The sequence below is a fragment of the Spirillospora sp. NPDC000708 genome (assembly GCF_040299565.1).
Taxonomy (GTDB): Bacteria; Actinomycetota; Actinomycetes; order Streptosporangiales; family Streptosporangiaceae; genus Spirillospora.
Genome location: NZ_JBEPCJ010000019.1, coordinates 68,837 through 89,609, shown reverse-complemented (window position 1 = coordinate 89,609; position 20,773 = coordinate 68,837). Strand labels below are relative to the sequence as shown.

Sequence of the window (20,773 nt, the reverse complement as noted above, 5' to 3'; positions counted from 1 at the left end):
CAACGACACGTGCCCCACAGATCGCGTCATGCTCCCATCGGAAAAAAAGGGATTGACACCGGTACCCGGCCTCAGACATGATCATCGGCATGGAGCTTTGATATCCGCACGGTCGAGCCGCCCGCATTCCCGCCGGGCCCGCTCCCGTCCTCCGCGCCGAAGGCGACATTCCGCGAACATTCTCACTGGTCGACGCGTACCCGCGTGACCAGCGTCTTCGCCATGCCTCCGGCCATTTCCCTCACCCTTTCACTGCCGCGATCCGACCTGCCCGGAGGTGGTTTCTTCATGCGCTCCAACAACCTTGAAAACATTCCGTTCCCCACGAAGAAGAAGCTCAAGAAGAACAAGACCGACTTCAGGTCGGCGACGTTCGCGAACAACCGCCGCGACACCGGCCGGATGCCCACCCGGCAGTTCAACCGGGGCCGCTGACGGCACCCCGGCCCCGGACCCACGCGTCCGGGGCCGGGAACTCCGCCCACACCACGGTCCGCGTCCCGTCGGCGCGGTATCCCCACCGCGCGGCGAGTCCCTGGACGATCCGCATCCCCCGGCCCGTCTCCGCGCCGGGGTCGTCCTTCACATAGGGCCGCGTGCCCGCCGCCCCGTCGTCGGTGACCTCCAGCAGCACCGCCCCCGGCGCGGCCGCGACGGTCACCGTCACGAGCCCGCCCTCCAGGCCCGACGCCGTGTGCGTCACCGCGTTCGCGACGGTCTCGCTGGCGGCCATCACCACGTCGTCCCGTCCCGGCAGGTCCGCCAGGAGGCCCCGGACGAACGCCCGCGCGCACCCCACCGACCTGCCGACCCCGGGCAGCGTGACCGTGCCGAGCACCACGAGCCCTTTCCCGTCCACACCACCGCCTCCCCCGTACCGGCCATGGCCGGCGACGCGGCCGGCGGTTCCGAGCACGTCCTCGACGCCCACGCAGACGGCCCCCTCGTTCCGAAAGCAGCCCGTCACCGCCCAGTACGTCTCCGCACCCGCCCCGCGTTCACTCCCGCCGGTACGCTCCCCGCCATGCCTCCCGCCCGCTTCACACCGACCACCCGCTCCGTGCCGACCACCCACGTCGTCGAACTGGACGCGGCGACCGTCACCAAGCGGTACCGGTCGTGGGACCTACGGCAACCGGAACGCGAATGGCGGGCGCTGACCCTGCTCGCCGAGCACGCGCCCGCGCTCGCGCCCGAGCCCCTGCGCTACGCCCCGGCGGAGGCACCGCCCAGCGTCACCATGTCCCGGCTCCCCGGCGAGCCCCTCTCGGCGCCGCTCTCGGACGCGCAGCTCACGGGGCTCGTCGAGGCGATGTCCACCTGCCAGAACGCGATCCCCGCCGCGGACCTCGCCGCCCTGCCGCCGCGGCTCCTCCATCCCCTGGACGCGTTGACGAACCTCCGCGCCTGGTCACAGCGGGTGCCGCCGCCCCCGGACGCGGCGACCGCCGCCGCCCTCGACGGGGCCCGCGGCTGGCTCGGCCGCCCGCACCTCGACACCGTGTTCGCCGCCGAACCGCCGCCCGTCTTCGGCACCGGCGACGGCAACCTCGCCAACGTCCTGTGGGACGGGTCGCGCGCCCGGCTCGTCGACTTCGAGTTCTCCGGACGCGGCGACCGCGCCTACGAGCTCGCCGAGGTCGCCGAGCACGTCTCCGCGAAGCACGTCCTGGCGCCCGGCGACCTGCTCGACCGGTTCGAGCTGTCCCCGTCCGAGCGCGCGCGGCTGCCCGAGTGCCGGCGCCTGCTGGCCGTCTTCTGGCTTCTCGCCCTGCTGTCCGACGACCCGGACCGTCCGCGCAACCCGCCCGGCACCCTAGCCCACCAGGCCGAACACCTGCTGGCGCTGCTCTGAGCCGCGCCTCGGGACCGCGCCTCGGGACGGCCGCCCCTCAGGAACGCCAGGGGCGGCCGGTCAGGCGCTCGTAGACCTCGATGTAGCGGGCGCGGGTGGCGTCCACGACGTCCTGCGGGATGGCCGGGCCGGGCGGCGTGCGGTCCCAGTCCAGCGTGCTGCTCCAGTCGCGGACGTACTGCTTGTCGTAGGAGCGCTGCGGTCGCCCCGGCTCCCACTCGTCCGCGGGCCAGAACCGCGACGAGTCGGACGTCAGCACCTCGTCGGCGAGGACGAGCGTGCCGTCGGCGGCGCGGCCGAACTCCAGCTTCGTGTCCGCGATGATGATGCCGCGCTCCGCCGCGATCTCGGCGCCCCGCTTGTAGACGTCCAGCGTCACGTCCTTCAGCCGCGCGGCGGTGTCCGCGCCGATCTCGGCCACGACGTCGTCGTAGGTGATGAACTCGTCGTGCCCCTCGGACGCCTTCGTGGTCGGCGTGAAGATCGGCTCGGGCAGCTTCGACGCCTCGACGAGCCCGTCCGGCAGGGCGATCCCGGAGACGGTGCCGCCCTTCTCGTACTCCTTCAGGCCGAGCCCGGCGAGGTAGCCGCGCGCGATCCACTCGACGGGCAGCATCGTCAGCCGCCGGCACCGGATCGCCCGGCCCGCCCACTCGTCCGGCACCTGGGTCGCCGAGATCACGTGGTTCGGCACCACGTCGGCGAGCTGCTCGAACCACCACAGCGACAGCTGGGTGAGGATCTTCCCCTTGTCGGGGATCAGCGTCGGCAGGACGACGTCGTACACGCTCACCCTGTCCGACGCGACGAGGATCAGGTCGTCCCCGTCCGCGTAGACGTCCCGGACCTTCCCCGAGTGCAGCAGTTCCACGCCGTCCCCCTCGAATCACCAATGCTCACGCCAATGATCCCAGCACCGGCTGCCCGGCCGTCCGCGTGGGTGCGCCCCTCCCGGGAGAAGCGCGCCTCTCGTCCCGTCCGGCGGGCGCTGCGACGCTTCCGGCATGAGCACTGACCAGCACGAATCCAAGGTCGTCCTCGTCACGGGGGCGAGCAGCGGCATCGGCGCGGCCACCGCCGCCCGCCTCGCCGGCGAGGGGCACCGCGTGGTCGCGGGCGCCCGCCGCACCGGCCGGCTGCGGGACCTCGCCGCCCGCTCCCCGGGCGTCCTGCACCCCGTCCCGGTGGACGTGACGGACCGCGACGGCGTCCGCTCCTTCGTCGAGACCGCCCGCGACCGGTTCGGCCGCGTGGACGTCCTCGTCGCCAACGCCGGGGTGATGCCGCTGTCGCGGCTCGACTCCCTGCTCGTGGACGAGTGGGACCGGATGATCGACGTCAACGTCCGCGGCCTGCTGCACGGCATCGCCGCCGTCCTGCCCGTCTTCACCGCCCAGGGGTCGGGGCATTTCGTGACCGTCGCGAGCATCGGCGCGCACCAGGTCGTCCCCACCAGCGCCGTCTATTCCGGGACGAAGTACGCCGCCTGGGCGATCACCGAGGGGCTGCGCCAGGAGTCCGACCCGTCGATCCGGGTCACGACGGTCTCGCCCGGTGTCGTGACGTCCGAACTCGCCGACACCATCACGGAGCCGGGCGCCGCGGAGGCCATGCGGGAGTACCGCGCGCACGCCATCGAGCCGGACGCCATCGCCGCCGCCGTCTCCTACGCCCTGGCGCAGCCGCCGGACGTGGACGTCAACGAGATCGTCGTCAGGCCCGCCCGCCAGCGCTGACGTCCAGCCCCCTGGGGTTCGCCGCCGCGGCAAAGGGTTCGCCTCCGGCGAGAGCCGGAGGCGAACACTGCTGCCCGGGGCGGTGGTGAGGCCGGGCGAAACCCTGATCAGTTCGCTGCGCGGAGCGGTGAGGAACCGGACGCCGACGCCGTGCCCGCCGCCGTGGAGGACCGCCGGCCGTCCGCGACCTTGCGGGTCTCGCGGAGGATCAGCAGACCGGTCATCGCGATCAGCGCCGAGGTCAGGCCGTGGATGCCGAACGCGGCGGCGGTGGAGCCGCGGTGGGCCAGCACGTTGATCATGTCGCCGAACGGGGCGACGGCCTCCATCAGCAGGACCCAGCCCAGGGCGCGGCGGTGGCCCGTCAGCAGCAGGACGCCGATGACCAGGCCCATCGCGAACTCGCGGGTGCCCTTCATGACCAGGAAGCCGTCCCCGTTCCCGGCGGGCCATCTCGGCAGGCCGACGCCCTGGGTGGACGCGGCCGGGGCCAGGATGAAGGACAGCCCGAGGTAGAGGACGAACAGGGCGCAGGCGGTGACCAGGACGGTGTTGACGTTCTTCAGCGACATGGCGCTTCTCCTTCGACGTTCGGAACGGGGGCGGTGCGAAGCGGGGCGGTGCGAAGCGGGGCGGTGCAAGGCGGGGCGGGGCGTCGTCGGCCTCACGATCCGGCGTCGCCCGGAGTGAGGATCTCCATGAGATGCCCGTCGGGGTCGCGGAAGTAGGTGCCCCTGCGGCCCTTGACGTGCTTGCCGTGATAGACCTGCCCGATCTCCTGGCATGCGGGATCGCCGTAGTGGGCGATCCCGCCGTGCCGGATGCGGGCGAGGGCGGCGTCGAACTCCTGCTCGCCGAGCAGGAACGCGTAGTGGTGCGGCTCGAAGTCGTCCAGCCGGTCGTAGTCGAGGGTGACCTTGTTGGCCAGCGTGACCGGCGTGAAGTGCGCCAGCGGCGGATCGACGGTCAGGCCGAGAATTCCGGCCAGGAACCGCGCCGAAGCCTGCGGGTCACGGGCGGGGACAATGGTGTGGTTCAGTTCCACGGTCATAGGGACTCCGATCAGTGCGGCCGTGTCAGACGTCGATCCGCTCGAAGATGTGCGGGTAGGACACGATGTCGTCGGGGAACTCGGCGGCCATGCGCTGGAACTCCGGGCTGCCGAACGCGGCGGCGAGCGCCTCGGTCGACTCCCAGACCGCGACGTTCATCAGAAGTCGGCTGTCCGCCGTTCCCTTGTGCATCTGCAGGGAGACGAATCCCGGCTGAGCCTTCATGAATTCGGCCTGCCTCCGGAAGAGCGGCAGGAACGCCTCGGTCCTCTCCCTCGGGACGAGGAACGTGTTGGCCAGGACGATGGGTCCGGTCTTCTCGGCGAACTGGGCGAACATCGGCGTGCTCGGGTCCAGGCTCTTCAGCTCGGCCATCTTCGGTACTCCCTCTCGCGGTCGGTCGTCGTGCCACGCGAATCCGCCAACGCTTGTTGGCCAACGTGTGTTGGCAAACGTAGATCGAGCCGCCTTGGATTGTCAACAGCCGTTGGCCTACACTTGTTGGCATGACCGGCGTCACGGAGAACCAGCAGGCCGCACGGCGTTCCGACGCCACCCGCGCCGCGATCCTCGCCGCCGCCCGGGTGCGGTTCGCGGAGGACGGCTACGAGAAGGCGACCATCCGGGCCATCGCGCGCGACGCGAAGATCGACCCGTCGATGGTGATGCGCTACTACGGCAACAAGGCGGCCCTGTTCGCGGCGGCCGTCTCGATCGACCCCGGGCTGCCCGGCCTGCCCGTCGAACCCCGCGAGGATCTCGGCCGCACGCTGGTGCGCCACTTCCTCACCCTGTGGGAGGAGAACGAGGGGCTCACCGCGCTGCTGCGGGTCGGTGCCACCGACCCCGCCGCCGCCGAGCGCATGCAGTTCGTGGTGCGCGACCAGCTGATCCCGCTGGCCCGCCAGGTGGGCCCGGAACCGGACCAGGCGCCGGCGCGAGCGGCCCTGTGCGCCTCGACCGTCCTGGGGCTCGCGCTGACCCGCTACGTGCTGCGTTTCCCGGCGAGCGTGGCGCTCGGCCGCGAGGAGATCGTGGACTGGCTCGGACCCACGATCCAGCGCTACCTCACCGCCCCCACGCCCTGAAGTGCCCGTCGAGGACGGCGCGAACGCGGCCGCAGGTCCGAGCCCCGGAGGGTCAGGCGGGCGGGGACGGCAGGCGGGCCGGGGTGCGGTCGGCGACCTGCTCGAAGATCATCGACGACCGGAAGCCGGTGATCTCGCGGCGGCCGGCGAGCCGGTCGACGAGGAAGGCGTGCAGGTGGTCGAGGTCCTGGACGGCGACGTGCAGCAGGAAGTCGTCGTCGCCGGACAGGACGAACACGCGGAGCACCTCCGGCAGCCCGCCCGCGAACTCCTTGAACGCGTCGATCGCGGTGCGGCTCAGCGGCCGCACCTGGATCGACACCAGCGCCTGGACGCGGCGGTTGAGCGCGGCCGGGTCAATGTCGGCGTGGTAGCCGCGGATCACGCCCCGGCGGGTGAGCGCGCGGACCCGCTCCAGGCACGTCGAGGGCGCGATCCCGAGCCTGCGGGCGAGCTCCCGGTTGGACTGCCGCGCATCCGTCTGGAGAAGCCGCACGATCTCCGAATCAAGTTCGTCCATGCCCGGGAACGTAACACCGATTTCAAACATTCGTTCGGTGCATCTGGTCAGGCTCGGCCAGTTGCCCGATTCTCTGTGAGGAAGGTGTGCGTTCGGAGGGAGAGCGATGTTCGAGCACGAACAGGTGGTCATCCGGACCGGCCCGCGCACGGGACTGCCCGTGATCATCGCCGTCCACTCGACGGCGCTCGGCCCGGCCGCCGGCGGCGTGCGGATGTGGCGGTACCCCGGCTGGCGGGACGGCCTCGCCGACGCCCTCCGGCTGTCGGCCGCGATGACCGCGAAGTTGGCGGCGGCCGGGCTGTCCAGCGGCGGCGGGAAGACCGTCGTCGCCCTCCCCGAGGGGACGGAGCTCGACGCGTCCCGGCGGCGCGACGCGCTGCACGACGTCGGCGACGCGATCGCCGCGCTGGACGGGGCGTACTCGGGCGGGCCCGACGTCGGCACGTCGCCCGCCGACATGGCGGTGATCGGCGAGATCACGCCGCACGTCTTCTGCCGCCCCGCCGAGGCGGGCGGCAGCGGCGACTCGTCCCCGCACACCGCGGACGGGACGCTCGCCGCGCTGCGCGCCGCCACCCGCCACCTGTACGGCACCCGGAGCCTGGCGGGCCGCCGCTTCGGCCTGATCGGCTTCGGCCGCGTCGGCGCGCACCTCGCGGGGCTGCTCGCGGCGGAGGGCGCCGAGCTCACGGTCGCCGACATCGACCCCGGCCGGCGGCGGGCGGCCGAAGCGCTCGGCGCCGCCTGGGCCGATCCCGGCGAGATCCTCGGCGCGGACGTCGACGTCCTCGTCCCCGCCGCCCTCGGCGGCGTCCTGTCCGAGCGGACCGTGCCGCGGCTGCGCTGCCGGGCCGTCGTCGGGCCCGCGAACAACCAGCTCACCGCCCCCGGCGTCGCCGACCTGCTGCACCGGCGCGGGATCCTGTGGGTGCCCGACTACGTCGCCGGCGCGGGCGGGGTGATCCACGCGGTCACCTCGGAGCTGCACCGCCTCGGCCCCGACGAGGCGCGGGCCCGCGTCGCCGCCATCGAGGACACCGTCACCGGCCTGCTCGACACCGCGTCCCGTCTCGGCCGGACCCCCGCCGAGGCCGCCGACGCCCTCGCCCGCCGACGCGTCGAGGCGGCGGCGTGAGCGACATCGCGCGGTCCAGAAGGGCCGAGTTCTTCGCGGCCGACGGCGGCGGCAGCAGGTTCGCCTTCCCGGCCGTCGGCGACGAGCGCCGCATGCTCCTCGACGTCCTCGGGTCGCAGCGGGCGACGCTGGAGCTGAAATGCGCCGGTCTGGGCGAGGAACTGGCGCTGCGGGCCGCCGAGCCGTCGACGCTGTCGCTGCTCGGGCTCGTCCGGCACCTCGCCGACGTCGAGCGCCGCTGGTTCCGGCAGGTGCTGGCCGGGCACGACGCGCCGCCGCGCTTCTCGTCCGCCGACGACCCGGACGGCGACTTCGACGGCGCCGTCCCGGACCCAGGCGTGATCGCCGCCGCCTGGGACGCCTGGCGCGACGAGGTCGCCTTCGCCGACGCCTTCGCGGCCGCCGCGCCCCACCTCGACGTCGAGGGCCGGGACGCCTGGCGCGGGACGGTCTCGCTGCGCTGGGTGCTCATCCACATGATCGAGGAGTACGCCCAGCACAACGGGCACGCGGACCTCCTGCGCGAACGCATCGACGGCGCCCGCGGCAAATGACCGCAGGGTCAGGACACGGTCCGCAGGAACGCCCCGGCGATCGTCCGGTACCCGGCCGCGTTGGCGTGCCCGTCGCCGGCGGTGCACTGGGAGGTCCAGGCGCAGATCCGTGCCACGTTCAGCGGGACGGTCCCGTACGGCGCCACCGTGACCTCGGTGGCGAAGTCGTGCGCGGCGAAGGCGGTGCTGACGTCGGCCACCTTGAAGCCGCTCGCCAGCGCCGCCGCCCGCTGCACGCCGTTGAACGCGTCGAGCAGCGGCACCGAGGCGATCGCGGTGATCCGGTCGCCCTTCACCCAGGACGCCAGGCCCGGGTCGTAGTAGGTCATCGAGGCGTAGACCGGGGTACCGCCTCCCGCCGCCCGCAGCCCACCGGTGATCCGCGGCAACTCACCGAGCAGGCTCCCGACGCCCTTCAGACCGCAGGCCACGTCCCCTCCCAGCAGGCAGCCGGTGTTGTTGACCCCGATGCTCAAGGTGACGTACCGGACGCGCCCGCGGTGCCGCTTGAGGAAGTCGAGCGCGGCGTTCATCTGGGAACCGGCGGCGTAGGCGCAGATCCCGCCGCGGAGCATGGTGGTGGTCGTCTCGCCGGGGCATCCCAGCTTCACCAGCCGCAGGCTGGGCTGGCGCGCTTTGAGCGCGGCGTGCAGGTCGTCGGTGTAACCCTCGTCCGTCGGACCCCGCCCCGCCTGAACCCCCACCGCCCCCGAGTCGCCCAGCGCCAGGTAGTACGTCGCCGAGGCGGCCCGCGCAGGCCCGGCCCCCAAACCGAGAACGAGCGCCACCACCGCGCCCAGCACGCTCACCCGACTCGCCAACCGGATCACGCCCTCTCCCAGAAGCGCCCGAATCCGATCCTGGACGCGACAGAGCGGCGAGACTAGAGCCCCGACTGACAATAAACAAACATGTTTGTCTATCTGGCGACGTACTCGGCGGACGGCCGGACGGTCACCGCTCGCGGACGACCTTGAGCTCGATATCGAGCTCGAACGGTACGGCGAGGGCGAGCCAGTCATGATGCACACCGGTCGCGACGTACCCGCCGGTGGCATCGTCCAACTCGTACGTGTACACGGCGAACGCCGGCGCGGTCTGGTCGGTCTCCACACGCCAGTAGTGCCGGATCCCGGCCTCCGCGTACAAGGCGGGCTGCGTCCGCCGGTCCTTGCGCTTGGTGGACGGCGACACGACCTCCGCCACGAGAACCACCGACTCGGCCGGGATCGGACGTTCGTAGACGTCATGAGCGGCGGAGTACACCACGATGTCGGGAGCGATCTCGACCGGCTCCACCTCGTCGTCGTCGAGAAGGACGTCCACGTCGGTGTCGACCTGCCAGGTATCCGGAGCGGCGTCCTCGATGCGCGTCGCCAACCGCCGCGCGATGCGCTGATGGATCGGACGAGGGCGTGGGCGTACGACGAGTTCACCGTGGACGAGGCTCACGCGCACCGGCAGGTCTTCCGGCAGCGCCTCGTAGTCTGCCCGAGTCCACGTGTCACCGGACGGCAACGGCAGAGTCAGCACATGCATGGCTCGGGGCGCCTCCGGTCGGAGTGGGTGCGGGCGCTCGGCAGAGTACCTTCAGCGCTTCCGGCGGCGCTCGGGTGGAAGACGGGGCCGGGGTTCGGCGAAGTACGGGTGATCGTTGGCCGAACACTCGAAAGGTTCCGCAATGAGCAGGACAGGTACGTGACCGCCGAGGTGGGCGAGTCACCGACCGACCTCGACATCGTGGCGGGGTTCCGGCAGGACCCGGAGCGGTTCACCGACGTCCACGACCGGTACTTCCGGGACGTCTACCGGTACGTCGCCGGCCGGCTGGACGCCCAGACCGCCGAGGACATCGCCGCCGAGACCTTCTGCCTGGCGTTCGGGAAGCGCGACAGGTTCGATCCGCGGCGCGGCAGCCTCCGCGCCTGGCTGTTCGGGATCGCCACGAACCTCGTCGCGCAGCACCGCCGCAAGGAGGCGCGCCGCTACCGGGCGCTGGCGCGCAGCGCGGGCGACGCCCCCACGGTCGGCAGCCACGAGGACCGCGTCGTCACCGAGACCGCCGCCTCGCGCATGCGGCCCCAGCTGGCCAAGGCGCTCGCCTCGCTCTCCCCTGGTGAACGCGACGTGGTGCTCCTCGTCGCGCTGGCCGAACTCAGCTACGACGAGGTCGCGGATGCGCTCGGAATCCCCCAGGGCACGGTGGGCTCCCGGCTTTCCCGGGCCCGCAAGAAGCTCCACGACGCAATCCGGCCGGAGGCATTCCATGGATGAACTGACGATGCTCGGCACAGCGCTGGCCGGGCCCGAACCGTCCACCGACACCGTGAACCGCAGCCGGCACCGGCTCCAGAACACCATGCGCGGCGGCCCCGCCAAGCCCAGGCGCAGGAAGCGCTGGATCGCCGCCGGAGTCGGGCTCACGGCCGCGGCAGCGGCGGCGGCCATGGTCGTCTCCGACCTGTCGGCGCCGGACGCGAAGAAGGAGCCGGTCCTGTCCGGGCGGCAGGTCATGCTCGCCGCCGCGACCACCGCGGAGTCCAAGCCCGCGAGCTCCGGCACGTACTGGCACATGAAGTCGGTCGAGACGCTGGGCAAGGTCACCCAGGTCTCCGAGTCGTGGACGCGGCGCGACGGTGCCACCTGGCTCAGCGTCGCGCCCGGCCTGGTCAGCCGCGTCGAGAAGCGTCCGCTGATCAGGACCAGCACCCTCGACTTCGCGGGGGTCCAGCGGCTGCCGACCGACCCCGACGGGCTCAAGGCCGCGCTGCTCAAGAGTTGCGCGGTCCGGAGCGGCTGTGACCAGCCGGTGCGCACCGTGAGCCTGCTGGAGTCGATGCTCTTCGCGGTGCCCGCCCCGCCGAAGGTCCGCGCCGCGGCCTACCGCGCCCTCGCGGCGATGCCCCACATCGACAACCTCGGCAGGGCGGCGGGCGGCTACCGGCTGAGGATCTCGTACATGAACGACGCCGGCACGCGCGTCGACGGCACCGAGACGATCGTCGTCGACCCGAAGACCACGCAGTTCCGCGTCGAGGGATGGGCCGGATTCGGGGACGGCGGCGTCCCCGCCGGGCCCTCGCAGACGGCGTCCGGCTGGACGGACACGCTGCCCGGGCGGATCGTCCCCTGGAGCAAGCAGAGCCCCTACATCGAAAAGGAGAACAAGCAGCTCAAGGCCCAGAACCACTGACCCGTGTATCGCGAGCGTATCGAAAATCGCATACGCCGCCACAACAGGCGTCCGTCTTCACTTGAGCCACGGGGGCCGCATTGGCGGGCACTATCGGTCGCCGATAGTGCCCGCCGGTGGTCCCGTAACGGTCGATTCATCGATCAGGAAGGGACCGTGATCATGGACTCGGATTCCGTGCGTGGCGTCGATCGGCGGCGGCTGCTCGGGTGGGGCGGCGGGTTGGCGGCCGCCGGCGTCGTGACGGCCGGCGCGTCGCTGGTGGGTTCCCCGTCCGGGCATGCCGTGGCCGCGGGACAGCGCCTTCCGGCCTCGACCGGCCCCGGCATCCCACCGGCCACCCGTCCCGGCGGAGCCTACGACCGGTACGTGGCGAAGCTGGCCGCCGAGGGCAAGTTCTCTGGCGTGGTCCTGTTGTCGCACAAGGGCCGGACGGTGCTGTCCCGCAGCTACGGCATGGCCGACGAGGAGAAAGGGATCCGCAATCACGAAGGCACCGCGTTCAGTCTCAGCTCGGCGGGCAAGCCGTTCCACGCGGTGGCCATCTTGCAGCTGGCGCAGCAAGGCAAGCTGAATCTGTCGGACACGGTGGGCGCCCACCTGAAAGGCTTCGCGAAGGACGTCGCCGAGAAGGTGACCATCCACCACCTGTTATCCGGCACATCCGGGCTGGCCAGCCCGGATGAGAACGTGCAACACGTCTTCCGGAGCCGGAAGGAAGTGCACAGGTATTACGAGCACCGGGCGCGGCAGGCGAAACCGGTCGGCGTCCCGGGCGTTCCCGACACCTCCCACGCGGAGGCGGAGGTCACCATTTCCGCGCTGATCGTGGAGGCCGTGGCCGGCACGACGTACTGGGACTACGTCCAGGAGAACATCTTCAAGCGCTGCGGCATGACCGGCTCGGCGTTCTACACCCGGCCGCAGTGGCTCACCGACGAGCACATCGCGCACCCGTACATGACGCTGGCGGACGGCAGCCAGGTGGACGCCGTGCGCAACCTGGACAAGAGCAGCCCCGCCCGGGAGGTCCTCGGCAAGAACCCGGGCCGCGCCTTCATCGACGCCCCCGGAGACGGCGGTTTCGTCACCGCGCCGGATCTCGTCCGGTTCGCGCAAGGGCTGGGCGACGGCACGCTGCTGGACCGGCCCTGGGCCGATGTGCTCACCGCACCCAAGATCCCCCACCAAGCGGCGTCGTTCGGGGCGTACGGGATCCCGGTCTCCATCGTCGGCGGCCAGTGGATGTACCAGCGCGCCGGCGGCAACCCCGGCGTCGCCGCCAACTGGGACATCTACCCGTACACCGGCTGGGTCGGCGTCATCCTCGGCAACCGCGACGGCGTGCCCCTCCAGGAGATGATCGGCCAGGAGATGCAGGCCATCACCGGCGTCTCGCCCGGCGGCGGCGGTGGCGGCGGCGGCTGAAACGGCCTGACGGCGGACACGGGACGTCACGCGAAATCCGATGGTGCGGCGCGGCTCTTGCGTCAAGAATCATCGGATGCGCGAAGTGAAGCCGTCCGACGGGATCATCAGCCTGTCCCCCCTGCGGCCGGACGATGTGGAGGCGCACCTCGCAGGGGAGGACGAGCAACTCGTTCGGTGGCTCAACGGCGGTCCCGGCACGCGGGAGGGCATCGAAGCGTACTTCCGGCACTGCCGGGAGCAGTGGGACACCGCAGGGCCGCTCCGCGCGTTCGGCATCCGGACGGGTGCTGACGAGGTGCTCGCAGGCACGATCGACCTGCGGTTCGCGGGAGAAGAACTGGCGCCCGGCCAGGTGAACATCGCCTACGGCCTCTACCCGTCCTGGCGGGGACGCGGCCTGGCCACCCGCGCGGTCCTGCTGGCGTCCCAGTACGCGGCGAGCGAGGGCGCGGCGGAGGCGGTGATCCAGGTAGAACCGGAGAATCCCGCCTCCGCCGCAGTCGCGCAGCGGGCAGGATTCACCCCCGGCGACCCGACGCACCGCAAACACGGCACGCGCTTCGACTGGTACATCCTGAACCTGCAAGCCCCTGCCCGATGACGACCAGCAGTCCTGGTCAGGTCCGTCACTGCCACGCCTGCGGTGCTAGCACTGGCAGATCCTGCGCCACCGCCACGGTCGCGATGTCCTCCAGCGCTATCGGCCCCTCACTGCGATCGCGGCCGAATATCTCATGCATCTGCGGCGTCCAGACCGCCTGCGGGTCGGCCAGGTCCCACTCGGCCCAGCCCATCCCGCCATCCGCTGTACCCGCTCCCTGCCGGAGAGGGAGACCTCGCGCTCGTTAAGCATCCGTTCTCGTAGGCAGCCGATAAAGCCATCCGGCAGCCCAGCGCCAGCGAGGCCCGGACTGATCTCCAGCAGGCTCGCCCCGGTCGCCTCCTCGCCGGCTCGGCCGTCGATGGTCATGAAGGCCTCATGGATGTCGTCGCGGATCTCCCAGCGGATGCGCAGGCGGCGGAACCAGTGCAGCAGGCCGATGGTGCGTTCGACGACATAGCGGTGGACGCCCAGCCCGGACCGTGCGGGTGCCGTTGCCGTCGGTCAGCAGGTGGTGCTTGGAGCCCGCTCGGCCGCGGTCGACCGGGCTCGGCCCGGTTTTGGGCCGCCCTTCAAGCCCGCACGTGGGAGCTGTCGATCACCGCCCTGGACCAGTCCAACTGCTCGGCGGCCTGCAGCTCCTCCAGCAGCAGCCGATGCAGACGTTCTCACACCCCGGCCTGGTGCCATTCGCCCAGCCGCCGCCAGCACGTCATCCCCGAACCGAACCCCAGTTCCTGGGGCAGGAACTCCCACCGGATCCGGGTGTGCAACACGTGTCCGCCGGGCGCGCCGGGCAGACGTGAAGCCCAACAGGCCCCCAGCCCACCGGCGGCACGAACTCTGCACGCCTATCTCCGGTTGAGATGACTGACATTCCGAATCATCGCCCCAGATGAGGAAGCGCCGGGGGCAGATCGACGCTTCTGCCTACGTGACGGCATCGAGAAGGCTGCCGGCCACACGACAGCACTTCCGCCCGCGCCGGTATCCCGGCTCGTCCCGACAAGTAGGTGCACATGTCCGCATCATCCGAAGCCAGGACCTCGCTCCGAGGCCCGGCCGCGACGGCCCCGCACGGCGTGCCGGGGTGGCTGGTCGCACTGCTGGCCGTCGCCTCCGGCATGACAGTCGCCAACCTCTACTACGCCCAGCCCCTCCTGTCCTCGCTGAGCGGTGTCTTCCACACCAGCACGGCCACCGCCGGCACATTGATCACGCTCACCCAGGTCGGTTACGTGATCGGCATGCTCTTCCTGGTCCCGCTCGGCGACAGGCTGGAGAAGCGCAACCTGATCACCGTCCTGCTGACGGTCACGACGCTCGCCCTCGTGGCGGCGGGGCTCGCCACCAGCTTCCCCATGCTGCTGATCGCCTCGCTGGTCAGCGGCGCCACCTCGGTCGTCGCCCAGATCCTGGTGCCCTTCGCCGCCAGCCTCGCTCCCGACCACGCCCGCGGCCGCATCGTCGGCAGGGTGATGAGCGGCCTGCTCACCGGCATCCTGCTCTCCCGCACGTTGAGCAGTCTGGTCTCGGACCTCGCAGGCTGGCGTGTCGTCTTCCTCGGCTCCGCCGCCCTGATGGCCGTGCTCGCCATGGCCCTGCGCGCGGCCCTGCCCCGGCACGCGCCGACCACCACCATCCCGTACCACCACGTGCTGCGCTCCACCGTCCGGCTGGTGCGCACGCACCCGGTGCTACTGCGCCGTGGCCTCTACCAGGCGGCGATGTTCGGCGCCTTCAGCGCGTTCTGGACCACGGTGTCCTTCGTCCTGACCGGCCCCCACTTCCACTACTCCCCGGTCGGAGTAGGTGTGTTCGCCCTCGTCGGCGCGGCCGGAGCGGCCATCGCCCCGCTCGCCGGGCACTGGGCCGACCGTGGGCTCGCCCGCCCCATGACCGGCATCGCCTTCGTGGTCGCCGCCCTCGCCTTCGCACTCGCCGGGTTCGGCGGACACAGCGTCATACTGATCGCCTTGGCCGCGATCCTCATCGACATGGCAGTACAAACCACCCTGATCCTCGGCCAGCACATGGTCTACCAGCTCGACTCCGCCGCCCGCGCCCGCCTCAACAGCGCCTTCATCGCCATGTTCTTCGTCGGCGGCGCGGTCGGCTCGCAACTCGGCTCCGCCGTCTACCACACCGGCGGCTGGACTGCCCTGACGGTCCTCGGCGCGGCCCTCCCCTTGGTCGCCTTCCTCTACTGGACCACCGAGCGGCGGCAGCGAGCGGCGGCGAAGCCGGAGACCGCGAGCCTGTAATGGCGGCCGGCCCCAGGGAAGCCGCCCTGGGACCGGCCGACAAGGTGCGCTGGCAGACAGCACCGCATGCGCTATCGGTCAAGGCACCCCCGACCGGGCACCTAGCGTCACCGAGGTACGCACAGCACGGCACGACAGGAGGCGGACCGTGACCACCAACTTGCCATCCCCGCACAGCAGCCAGCCCCGGCTGCACCAGAAGGGCGAAGTGATCCAGGAGTTCGGGACCGTCAAGCAGTTCCCCATCGCCGAGCACGCGGGCGAACAGCTCGACACCATCGCCGAACGCGTCCAGTCCCTGGGCGGCGTCGCGGTGCGAGACCCGCGGCACGTCGCCGAGATCAGCTCGATCCCGCGGCCCCCGGACGGCAGGCGTGGTTCCTGGCCGGGCATCTGGTCGACACACCGTTGGTCCACGCCTGAGGAAGGCCGCGACCTCGGTCCGTCGTACGTGACCCCGGCACCTGCGGGTCATGAACCGGCGCACGCGCACGACGTCCCATCGTCCGCATACGATGCAGCCAAGATCGAAGCCCGTCGCCTTCACGCCGGACGGAGCGCTGTTCGACCAGGAGCGGATGATGGATCTGCGGCAGATGGAGGTCGTCGTCTCGGTGGCGGACACGGGCGGTTTCACGGCGGCTGCACGGCGGCTGCACGTGGTCCAGTCCGCCGTGTCCAGCACGGTCCGCGCCCTCGAACGCGAACTGGGTGCGCCCTTGTTCGACCGCACTACACACCGTGTCTCCCTCACTCCGGCCGGCGAGGCGTTCGTCCCCGCCGCACGCGCGACGCTCCGCGCCGCCGAACTGGCCCGGGAGGCCGTCGATGCCGTAGGGGGGCAGCTGCGCGGGCGGGTGACGGTCGGCACGATGCAGGGGGTATGGGCGGGACTTCACCACGCCTTGGCCGCGTTGCGTGCGGAGCATCCCGGCGTGGTCGTGCACCTGCGACAGGCGGCCGTCGCCGACATCCGGCAGGCGCTGCGTGAGGGCACGGTGGACCTCGCCGTAGTGGCGCTCGACCGCCAGCAGCAGCGCGGGCTCACGACCCGGCTGCTCTCCCGCGAGGACATGGTGCTACTGGCGGCGCCCCGGCGGGTACTCGCCGGAGCGACACCGAGTGGCGAGGTCCGGCTCGCCGACATCGGCCAGTTGCCCCTGGTGGACTTCACACCCGGCTGGGCCATCCGTTACGCGGTCGACCGCGCCTTCCGGGCCGCGGGCGTCGACCGCGGCACGACGTTCGAGGTGAACGACATCGGCGCGGCAGCCGAGCTGGTCCGCAACGACCTCGGCGTCTGCATCATGCCCAAGTCCATTGCGGACCGCTTCCCCGATCTGCCCCAGTACCGGTTCGACCGGCACGCCCCGAACTGGAAGATCATGGTGGTACGACCTCCCGGTGAGGCACCGCCGGCGGTCGCCGCGCTGCTACGGCACATCACCTGACGGCAGCCGGGTCGTTCTCGGCCGCCACAACGCCGAACGTCACGCCAAGCTGCTTGCAGGACCGCGGTCCGAAGGAAAAACGCATCCGGGCTCGATTTCGATGTGCCCGGCCGCCGAGTCCGGTGCGGCGTTGATGGCGTAAGCGCCGTGGCGCGGCAGGCGGTCGAACGCCTCGAGCCGCCCCGCAGCGCCACTGCCGGCGACGGCGCGTGCTAGTGCCGCATCAGGCTATGTTCGCCCCCTGGTGACCCGAGGCGGGACCAGTCCGGCCGGCCACTCCCTCCTCGGGCATGATGGGGCCATGGAGGATCAAGCGCCCCTTGGATCCGGTGGCACCCAGGCGCCGATGAGCCGAGAGATTCTGCTCGATGAAGTGGTGGACCCGGTCAAGGCGACGGCCCGTATCCAGATCCGCCGCATCCGGATCGCCCCTGGCCATCCTGCCGGTCGACACATCCACAACGGGCCCGTGTTCGGCAGCATCGAATCCGGCTCGGCCGTCTACCAGATCGCAGGCCAGGAGCCCTCGGTGCTACGCCCCGGGGACGTATTCCACGAACCCCAGGGCGCGGTGATCGAAAAGTTCGACGCCACAGAGGAAGGCGTCACCTTTCTGGGCTACTTCCCGCTCGCCGCCGGCGAGGAGCCTGCGATCGAACCGCCCGCCGGATCCTGACAAGGTCGGGACACACCGCTCAGGCAACGTCGAGCGCGAAGTAGCGCAGGGCGGTGTCTTGGGCCTCGATCCGTTCATTGACGCGGCACTAGTTCGTCGGGTGCATCATTGCCACGCCCCCACGGTGCTAGCGCTTGATGTGCGTCAGGAACTCCGCGAACGCCCGCCGGTCGAACACCAGTCTCGGGCCGTCCGGATCCTTGCTGTCTCGTGCGACGACGACATTGGGAAGAGCGCCAAGCTCGATGCAATCTCCGCCGTTGTTGGTGCTGTGGCTGCTCTTACGCCAGGAAACGTTGTGCAGGTCCATCTCGTCTGACACCTCCACGACCGGCGCGGCTCCAGCCGGTCCTACCGTTTGACGCTCGTCAGGAAGGATGCGAAGGCGTGCCGGTCGAACACCAACCTGGGGCCGTCCGGGTCCTTGCTGTCCCGGACGGCCACCGTCTCCGGCAGCGACGCCAACTCCACGCATTCGCCGCCATTGGACGTCGTGTAACTCGACTTCCGCCAGACAGCCCCGGTCATGTCGATCACGGCGTTTCCTGGGGCGCTAGTGCTTGATGTGCGACAGGAACTCCGCGAAGGCGCGCTGGTCGAACACCAGCCTGGGGCCATCCGGGTCCTTGCTGTCCCGGACGGCCACCGTCCCCGGCACCGACGCCAACTCAACGCAGTCGCCGCCGTTGGGACCGGTGTAGCTCGACTTGCGCCACGTAGCCATGCTCAAGTCCATTTTTCTCGCACCACCTTACGAATTAGGTCCATCGACTGTCCCACGGGCAACGCCAGTGAGCGAATCTCGATGAGTGTTCGGCTGACGACCGCGATGTCTTCCGGATCACTCAAAGTCAGTCCACGAGCTGCCATGTCCGCGTAGGCGATCTCGCTTCGGTCCGGCAGCGTAGCCAGGTTGAACGCCCCCACGTTGCCCAGGTGTTCGCCTCGACTCGGCACGACCTGAACGGTCACGACCCCCTGTTCCACTTGGTAGAGGACCTGCTCCAGCTGCTCCTTCATCACGTCTGGGTCGCCGACGGGCCTGTAGATCGACACCTCATCCTGAAGCACCGAGAAATTCGGTGGAGGCGGGTTGCCTCTGGTGAGAATGCTCTGACGATTGATGCGTGCCTCTACGGCGTCTTTGTTGCCCTTGAGCAACGCGGAGGCATAGGCCGGGGTTTGCAGAAGCCCATGAATGAGCAGCGGCTGGTAGGACTGGAGCATTTCCGCTTCGGGTTCGACGGTGTGCCAGTCGAACCAGGTGGGGAAGGTGGCGTCCTTGACCAGGTCGTCGTAGAGGTCGAGGAGCTCGCCGTCCGCGTCCAAGGCGTGGTCCATGGCTTCGGCGAACTCGCGGGTGCAGCGGGTGCGGCCGTTCTCGACCGCGCCGATGTACTGGGGCTTGACTCCGAGCCCGCCGTTCGCGCGGCGGCCGAGCGCCTCCTGCGTCCAGCCCTTCGCCTCGCGGAGCCGGCGGAACCGGCGCCCGAAGGCGAGCAGCGTCGGCGAGACCGTCCCGCGCTTGCGCTGTGGAGCCATGTCCTCATCCTCCCTCTTTCGGGGCACCCAACCAACACCCAAGTGGCGGGGGCGCATGCACCACGGCTTGCCATGCGCGACATGCGTTTTGTCACGCTGAGTGCTTCGATTATGGCTGACTGTCATCAAGATGCAAAGGAAGTATCCACGGCCAGTCAGGGATGGTGTCCGATGTCGCCTACTTCGTTCGCCTCGGAGGTGCCGATGCTGGTGTTGGAGCCGGATGATCGGGCTCCGGGGCTGGCGCGGCGGTTCCTCGCGGAATGGTTCCGCGAATGGGGTTCGCGCGACGACTACATCGGACGCGTCCTGGTGAGCGAGCTCGTCACGAATTCGTGCGTGCACGGCGAAGGGCCGGTCGTGGTGCGGGTGTTCCGGGACGAGCGGGACGGCGGCGCCGTGATCGAGGTGTGGGACGGCGACAACGGGCGTCCGGTGGTGTGCGCGGAGGACGTGCAGGCCACGTCGGGGCGCGGGGTGTTCATGGTCTCGGAGCTCGCACTCTCCTGGGGCACGCGGCCGCTGGTGGAAGGCGGAAAGGTCACGTGGGCGAAATGCGGCCTCTAGCAGGTCGTGCGGTTCGGCTCCGGCTCGGCAGGGTGCGGGCCTTTCGGCCGGTGCGTTCGGCGCAGGGCGAGGTTCTGTTCCAGCGGGCTCGTGAATCGCGGGTGGAGGCGGTCGGTGCGCTTCTCACGTGCCGGTTGTTCTCGGCCCGGTGAAAGTCCCGCGCGAGACAAGGAGATGGGGCAATGGGCAAGCACGACAACAGCGGCGACACGCATCGGCCGGGGCAGCCGATTCCGCCGGACAAGAAGGACGACGACAACACCGGTGGCGGCGGGAAGAGGGGAAAGTGACCACATCCGAACTCGTCCGGCGGCTGCGGGAGAGCGATGACCTGCGCAGTCCTGAGTGGGAGCGGGCGATGCACGCGGCGCCGCGCCATCTGTTCGTCCCGGATCGGGCCTGGTGCACGCCCGACGGTGGCGGTGCTCCTTTCGCGATCGACCGGTCCGCCGATCCGGAGCGGTGGCGGGAGGCCGCCTATGCCGACGCCGCGATCGTCACGCAGGTGGACGACGGGGCGGGCGATCCGGCGTCCGGAAAGGGGGCGTGGACGTCGTCGCTGTCGGCGCCCGGGGCGGTGGTGAGCTTCCTCGAACTGCTCGCGCCCCGCGATCACGACCGCGTGCTGGAGATCGGTACGGGGACCAGGTGGACGGCGGCCCTGCTGTCGTCCAGGCTCGGCGCCAGGCGGGTGACGTCCGTCGAGGTGGACGAACGGGTCGCGGAGAGGGCGGCGGCGAACCTCAGGGAGGCGGGGTTCGCGCCGGACCTGGTGGTCGGCGACGGCGAGAAGGGCGTGCCCGCGCGGGCGCCGTTCGACCGGGTCCACGTGACGTGCGGGGTCACCGTCCTGCCGCCGAGCTGGATCGAGCAGACCCGGCCGGGCGGGGTGCTCCTCTTCCCGTGGATGCCGTCGTTCGGGGACGGGCACAAGGCGCGGCTCACGGTCACGGGCGACGGCCGCGCGATCGGGCGGTTCCGCGGGTCGGCCGATTACATGATGCTCCGGTCGCAGCGCAGTCCCGGGTTCGGTGACCTCGGCCGGGACGGCGAGGAGTCGCGGACGCGGCTCGACCCTCGGACCGTGGACGGCGACTCGTCCGGG

The 20,773-nt window shown here is 70.8% G+C and carries 27 protein-coding genes and 3 pseudogenes; 16 read left to right on the top strand and 14 right to left on the bottom strand.

What is annotated here, in order from left to right; all coding sequences use genetic code 11:
* Positions 1 to 204 precede the first annotated feature (204 nt).
* Positions 205 to 435, top strand: coding sequence for a hypothetical protein (locus tag ABT299_RS16385; RefSeq protein WP_500251258.1), 231 nt, complete (start codon positions 205 to 207; stop codon positions 433 to 435).
* Here ABT299_RS16385 and ABT299_RS16380 read toward each other — a convergent pair.
* Positions 419 to 931, bottom strand: coding sequence for an ATP-binding protein (locus ABT299_RS16380; protein WP_387024095.1), 513 nt, complete (start codon positions 929 to 931; stop codon positions 419 to 421). The two genes, ABT299_RS16385 and ABT299_RS16380, sit on opposite strands and share 17 nt — an antisense overlap.
* 93 nt (positions 932 to 1,024) lie before the next feature.
* Here ABT299_RS16380 and ABT299_RS16375 point away from each other — a divergent pair, with 93 nt between their 5' ends.
* Positions 1,025 to 1,855 (top strand): phosphotransferase, encoded by an 831-nt coding sequence (locus tag ABT299_RS16375; RefSeq protein ID WP_500251257.1) that lies wholly within the window; start codon positions 1,025 to 1,027, stop codon positions 1,853 to 1,855.
* Between the two features lie 37 nt (positions 1,856 to 1,892).
* Here ABT299_RS16375 and ABT299_RS16370 read toward each other — a convergent pair whose 3' ends face one another.
* Complete coding sequence (locus tag ABT299_RS16370; protein ID WP_190855813.1) at positions 1,893 to 2,726, bottom strand: phosphoribosylaminoimidazolesuccinocarboxamide synthase; 834 nt, start codon at positions 2,724 to 2,726, stop codon at positions 1,893 to 1,895.
* Positions 2,727 to 2,859: 133 nt separating this feature from the next.
* Between ABT299_RS16370 and ABT299_RS16365 the strand changes: the two genes are divergently transcribed.
* Positions 2,860 to 3,591 carry an SDR family oxidoreductase gene (locus tag ABT299_RS16365; RefSeq protein WP_500251256.1) on the top strand — a complete coding sequence of 244 codons (732 nt, stop codon included), beginning with the start codon at positions 2,860 to 2,862 and terminating at the stop codon, positions 3,589 to 3,591.
* Between the two features lie 107 nt (positions 3,592 to 3,698).
* Here the strand turns inward: ABT299_RS16365 and ABT299_RS16360 are convergent, their stop codons facing one another.
* From ABT299_RS16360 to ABT299_RS16350, 3 genes are all read right to left on the bottom strand, one after another.
* The gene (locus tag ABT299_RS16360) at positions 3,699 to 4,163 is read right to left on the bottom strand and encodes a DUF4267 domain-containing protein (protein ID WP_190855818.1); all 465 of its coding nucleotides are present in this window, start codon (positions 4,161 to 4,163) and stop codon (positions 3,699 to 3,701) included.
* Between the two features lie 92 nt (positions 4,164 to 4,255).
* Positions 4,256 to 4,642 (bottom strand): VOC family protein, encoded by a 387-nt coding sequence (locus ABT299_RS16355; protein ID WP_500251255.1) that lies wholly within the window; start codon positions 4,640 to 4,642, stop codon positions 4,256 to 4,258.
* Between the two features lie 25 nt (positions 4,643 to 4,667).
* Positions 4,668 to 5,018 (bottom strand): antibiotic biosynthesis monooxygenase family protein, encoded by a 351-nt coding sequence (locus ABT299_RS16350; protein WP_500251254.1) that lies wholly within the window; start codon positions 5,016 to 5,018, stop codon positions 4,668 to 4,670.
* Between the two features lie 131 nt (positions 5,019 to 5,149).
* Here ABT299_RS16350 and ABT299_RS16345 point away from each other — a divergent pair, with 131 nt between their 5' ends.
* Positions 5,150 to 5,731 carry a TetR/AcrR family transcriptional regulator gene (locus tag ABT299_RS16345; protein ID WP_190855827.1) on the top strand — a complete coding sequence of 194 codons (582 nt, stop codon included), beginning with the start codon at positions 5,150 to 5,152 and terminating at the stop codon, positions 5,729 to 5,731.
* Positions 5,732 to 5,783: 52 nt separating this feature from the next.
* Here the strand turns inward: ABT299_RS16345 and ABT299_RS16340 are convergent, their stop codons facing one another.
* A complete protein-coding gene (locus tag ABT299_RS16340) occupies positions 5,784 to 6,251 on the bottom strand; it encodes an Lrp/AsnC family transcriptional regulator (RefSeq protein ID WP_190855830.1) in 468 nt (155 codons plus the stop codon).
* Positions 6,252 to 6,357: 106 nt separating this feature from the next.
* On the opposite strand from ABT299_RS16340, the gene ABT299_RS16335 reads away from it, so the two are divergent.
* Together ABT299_RS16335 and ABT299_RS16330 are read left to right on the top strand one after the other, a co-directional pair.
* Positions 6,358 to 7,389: a Glu/Leu/Phe/Val dehydrogenase family protein gene (locus ABT299_RS16335; protein WP_500251253.1), complete on the top strand. Its 1,032-nt coding sequence runs from the start codon at positions 6,358 to 6,360 to the stop codon at positions 7,387 to 7,389.
* Positions 7,386 to 7,943, top strand: coding sequence for a DinB family protein (locus tag ABT299_RS16330; RefSeq protein WP_387024112.1), 558 nt, complete (start codon positions 7,386 to 7,388; stop codon positions 7,941 to 7,943). The genes ABT299_RS16335 and ABT299_RS16330 overlap by 4 nt, the downstream gene beginning before the upstream one ends.
* 8 nt (positions 7,944 to 7,951) lie before the next feature.
* Here the strand turns inward: ABT299_RS16330 and ABT299_RS16325 are convergent, their stop codons facing one another.
* Positions 7,952 to 8,773, bottom strand: coding sequence for an SGNH/GDSL hydrolase family protein (locus ABT299_RS16325; protein ID WP_500251252.1), 822 nt, complete (start codon positions 8,771 to 8,773; stop codon positions 7,952 to 7,954).
* 124 nt (positions 8,774 to 8,897) lie between these two features.
* Positions 8,898 to 9,482 carry a Uma2 family endonuclease gene (locus ABT299_RS16320; RefSeq protein WP_500251251.1) on the bottom strand — a complete coding sequence of 195 codons (585 nt, stop codon included), beginning with the start codon at positions 9,480 to 9,482 and terminating at the stop codon, positions 8,898 to 8,900.
* A gap of 159 nt (positions 9,483 to 9,641) precedes the next feature.
* Here ABT299_RS16320 and ABT299_RS16315 point away from each other — a divergent pair, with 159 nt between their 5' ends.
* The 4 genes from ABT299_RS16315 (at position 9,642) to ABT299_RS16300 (ending at position 13,168) form a co-directional block, all read left to right on the top strand.
* A complete protein-coding gene (locus tag ABT299_RS16315) occupies positions 9,642 to 10,217 on the top strand; it encodes an RNA polymerase sigma factor (RefSeq protein ID WP_347256637.1) in 576 nt (191 codons plus the stop codon).
* Positions 10,210 to 11,136 (top strand): CU044_5270 family protein, encoded by a 927-nt coding sequence (locus tag ABT299_RS16310; RefSeq protein ID WP_500251250.1) that lies wholly within the window; start codon positions 10,210 to 10,212, stop codon positions 11,134 to 11,136. The genes ABT299_RS16315 and ABT299_RS16310 overlap by 8 nt, the downstream gene beginning before the upstream one ends.
* A gap of 162 nt (positions 11,137 to 11,298) precedes the next feature.
* Positions 11,299 to 12,564 (top strand): serine hydrolase domain-containing protein, encoded by a 1,266-nt coding sequence (locus tag ABT299_RS16305; RefSeq protein WP_500251287.1) that lies wholly within the window; start codon positions 11,299 to 11,301, stop codon positions 12,562 to 12,564.
* A gap of 76 nt (positions 12,565 to 12,640) precedes the next feature.
* Complete coding sequence (locus ABT299_RS16300) at positions 12,641 to 13,168, top strand: GNAT family N-acetyltransferase (protein WP_500251249.1); 528 nt, start codon at positions 12,641 to 12,643, stop codon at positions 13,166 to 13,168.
* A 25-nt stretch (positions 13,169 to 13,193) separates the two neighbouring features.
* On the opposite strand, the gene ABT299_RS16295 is transcribed toward ABT299_RS16300, so the two are convergent.
* Both ABT299_RS16295 and ABT299_RS16290 read right to left on the bottom strand, forming a co-directional pair.
* Entirely contained in the window at positions 13,194 to 13,361 is a 168-nt protein-coding gene (locus ABT299_RS16295; RefSeq protein ID WP_500251248.1) for a hypothetical protein, read from the bottom strand.
* A gap of 294 nt (positions 13,362 to 13,655) precedes the next feature.
* Positions 13,656 to 13,944, bottom strand: a pseudogene (locus ABT299_RS16290) (transposase); the annotation flags it as partial.
* Between the two features lie 243 nt (positions 13,945 to 14,187).
* On the opposite strand from ABT299_RS16290, the gene ABT299_RS16285 reads away from it, so the two are divergent.
* The 4 genes and pseudogenes from ABT299_RS16285 (at position 14,188) to ABT299_RS16270 (ending at position 17,559) form a co-directional block, all read left to right on the top strand.
* Entirely contained in the window at positions 14,188 to 15,432 is a 1,245-nt protein-coding gene (locus tag ABT299_RS16285) for an MFS transporter (protein ID WP_500251247.1), read from the top strand.
* A gap of 148 nt (positions 15,433 to 15,580) precedes the next feature.
* Positions 15,581 to 15,802, top strand: a pseudogene (locus ABT299_RS16280) (DNA starvation/stationary phase protection protein); the annotation flags it as partial.
* Between the two features lie 103 nt (positions 15,803 to 15,905).
* Positions 15,906 to 16,883, top strand: a complete 978-nt coding sequence (locus ABT299_RS16275) for a LysR family transcriptional regulator (RefSeq protein ID WP_387024126.1) — start codon at positions 15,906 to 15,908, stop codon at positions 16,881 to 16,883.
* A gap of 301 nt (positions 16,884 to 17,184) precedes the next feature.
* The gene (locus tag ABT299_RS16270) at positions 17,185 to 17,559 is read left to right on the top strand and encodes a cupin domain-containing protein (RefSeq protein ID WP_500190549.1); all 375 of its coding nucleotides are present in this window, start codon (positions 17,185 to 17,187) and stop codon (positions 17,557 to 17,559) included.
* Positions 17,560 to 17,686: 127 nt separating this feature from the next.
* Here ABT299_RS16270 and ABT299_RS16265 read toward each other — a convergent pair whose 3' ends face one another.
* The 4 genes from ABT299_RS16265 to ABT299_RS16250 are packed head-to-tail and all read right to left on the bottom strand — an operon-like array spanning position 17,687 to position 19,101.
* Positions 17,687 to 17,869 (bottom strand): DUF397 domain-containing protein, encoded by a 183-nt coding sequence (locus ABT299_RS16265; protein ID WP_500251246.1) that lies wholly within the window; start codon positions 17,867 to 17,869, stop codon positions 17,687 to 17,689.
* Positions 17,870 to 17,910: 41 nt separating this feature from the next.
* Positions 17,911 to 18,087 (bottom strand): DUF397 domain-containing protein, encoded by a 177-nt coding sequence (locus ABT299_RS16260; protein ID WP_500251286.1) that lies wholly within the window; start codon positions 18,085 to 18,087, stop codon positions 17,911 to 17,913.
* A 25-nt stretch (positions 18,088 to 18,112) separates the two neighbouring features.
* Positions 18,113 to 18,283 (bottom strand): DUF397 domain-containing protein, encoded by a 171-nt coding sequence (locus tag ABT299_RS16255; protein ID WP_500251245.1) that lies wholly within the window; start codon positions 18,281 to 18,283, stop codon positions 18,113 to 18,115.
* Positions 18,284 to 18,285: 2 nt separating this feature from the next.
* Positions 18,286 to 19,101: a helix-turn-helix domain-containing protein gene (locus ABT299_RS16250; protein WP_500251244.1), complete on the bottom strand. Its 816-nt coding sequence runs from the start codon at positions 19,099 to 19,101 to the stop codon at positions 18,286 to 18,288.
* A gap of 171 nt (positions 19,102 to 19,272) precedes the next feature.
* Here ABT299_RS16250 and ABT299_RS16245 point away from each other — a divergent pair, with 171 nt between their 5' ends.
* The gene (locus ABT299_RS16245; protein ID WP_500251243.1) at positions 19,273 to 19,668 is read left to right on the top strand and encodes an ATP-binding protein; all 396 of its coding nucleotides are present in this window, start codon (positions 19,273 to 19,275) and stop codon (positions 19,666 to 19,668) included.
* A gap of 358 nt (positions 19,669 to 20,026) precedes the next feature.
* A pseudogene (locus ABT299_RS16240) lies at positions 20,027 to 20,515 on the top strand (methyltransferase domain-containing protein); the annotation flags it as partial.
* Between the last annotated feature and the right edge of the window lie 258 nt (positions 20,516 to 20,773).

Excerpts from the sequence above, each read along its gene's own strand:
- ABT299_RS16375 (WP_500251257.1), top strand. The coding sequence starts at position 1,025 with ATGCCTCCCGCCCGCTTCACACCGACCACCCGCTCCGTGCCGACCACC.
- ABT299_RS16365 (WP_500251256.1), top strand. The coding sequence starts at position 2,860 with ATGAGCACTGACCAGCACGAATCCAAGGTCGTCCTCGTCACGGGGGCG.
- ABT299_RS16360 (WP_190855818.1), bottom strand. The coding sequence starts at position 4,163 with ATGTCGCTGAAGAACGTCAACACCGTCCTGGTCACCGCCTGCGCCCTG.
- ABT299_RS16355 (WP_500251255.1), bottom strand. The coding sequence starts at position 4,642 with ATGACCGTGGAACTGAACCACACCATTGTCCCCGCCCGTGACCCGCAG.
- ABT299_RS16350 (WP_500251254.1), bottom strand. The coding sequence starts at position 5,018 with ATGGCCGAGCTGAAGAGCCTGGACCCGAGCACGCCGATGTTCGCCCAG.
- ABT299_RS16345 (WP_190855827.1), top strand. The coding sequence starts at position 5,150 with ATGACCGGCGTCACGGAGAACCAGCAGGCCGCACGGCGTTCCGACGCC.
- ABT299_RS16340 (WP_190855830.1), bottom strand. The coding sequence starts at position 6,251 with ATGGACGAACTTGATTCGGAGATCGTGCGGCTTCTCCAGACGGATGCG.
- ABT299_RS16335 (WP_500251253.1), top strand. The coding sequence starts at position 6,358 with ATGTTCGAGCACGAACAGGTGGTCATCCGGACCGGCCCGCGCACGGGA.
- ABT299_RS16320 (WP_500251251.1), bottom strand. The coding sequence starts at position 9,482 with ATGCATGTGCTGACTCTGCCGTTGCCGTCCGGTGACACGTGGACTCGG.
- ABT299_RS16310 (WP_500251250.1), top strand. The coding sequence starts at position 10,210 with ATGGATGAACTGACGATGCTCGGCACAGCGCTGGCCGGGCCCGAACCG.
- ABT299_RS16305 (WP_500251287.1), top strand. The coding sequence starts at position 11,299 with ATGGACTCGGATTCCGTGCGTGGCGTCGATCGGCGGCGGCTGCTCGGG.
- ABT299_RS16300 (WP_500251249.1), top strand. The coding sequence starts at position 12,641 with ATGCGCGAAGTGAAGCCGTCCGACGGGATCATCAGCCTGTCCCCCCTG.
- ABT299_RS16295 (WP_500251248.1), bottom strand. The coding sequence starts at position 13,361 with ATGGGCTGGGCCGAGTGGGACCTGGCCGACCCGCAGGCGGTCTGGACG.
- ABT299_RS16285 (WP_500251247.1), top strand. The coding sequence starts at position 14,188 with ATGTCCGCATCATCCGAAGCCAGGACCTCGCTCCGAGGCCCGGCCGCG.
- ABT299_RS16275 (WP_387024126.1), top strand. The coding sequence starts at position 15,906 with ATGAACCGGCGCACGCGCACGACGTCCCATCGTCCGCATACGATGCAG.
- ABT299_RS16270 (WP_500190549.1), top strand. The coding sequence starts at position 17,185 with ATGGAGGATCAAGCGCCCCTTGGATCCGGTGGCACCCAGGCGCCGATG.
- ABT299_RS16265 (WP_500251246.1), bottom strand. The coding sequence starts at position 17,869 with ATGGACCTGCACAACGTTTCCTGGCGTAAGAGCAGCCACAGCACCAAC.
- ABT299_RS16260 (WP_500251286.1), bottom strand. The coding sequence starts at position 18,087 with ATGACCGGGGCTGTCTGGCGGAAGTCGAGTTACACGACGTCCAATGGC.
- ABT299_RS16255 (WP_500251245.1), bottom strand. The coding sequence starts at position 18,283 with ATGGCTACGTGGCGCAAGTCGAGCTACACCGGTCCCAACGGCGGCGAC.
- ABT299_RS16250 (WP_500251244.1), bottom strand. The coding sequence starts at position 19,101 with ATGGCTCCACAGCGCAAGCGCGGGACGGTCTCGCCGACGCTGCTCGCC.
- ABT299_RS16245 (WP_500251243.1), top strand. The coding sequence starts at position 19,273 with ATGTCGCCTACTTCGTTCGCCTCGGAGGTGCCGATGCTGGTGTTGGAG.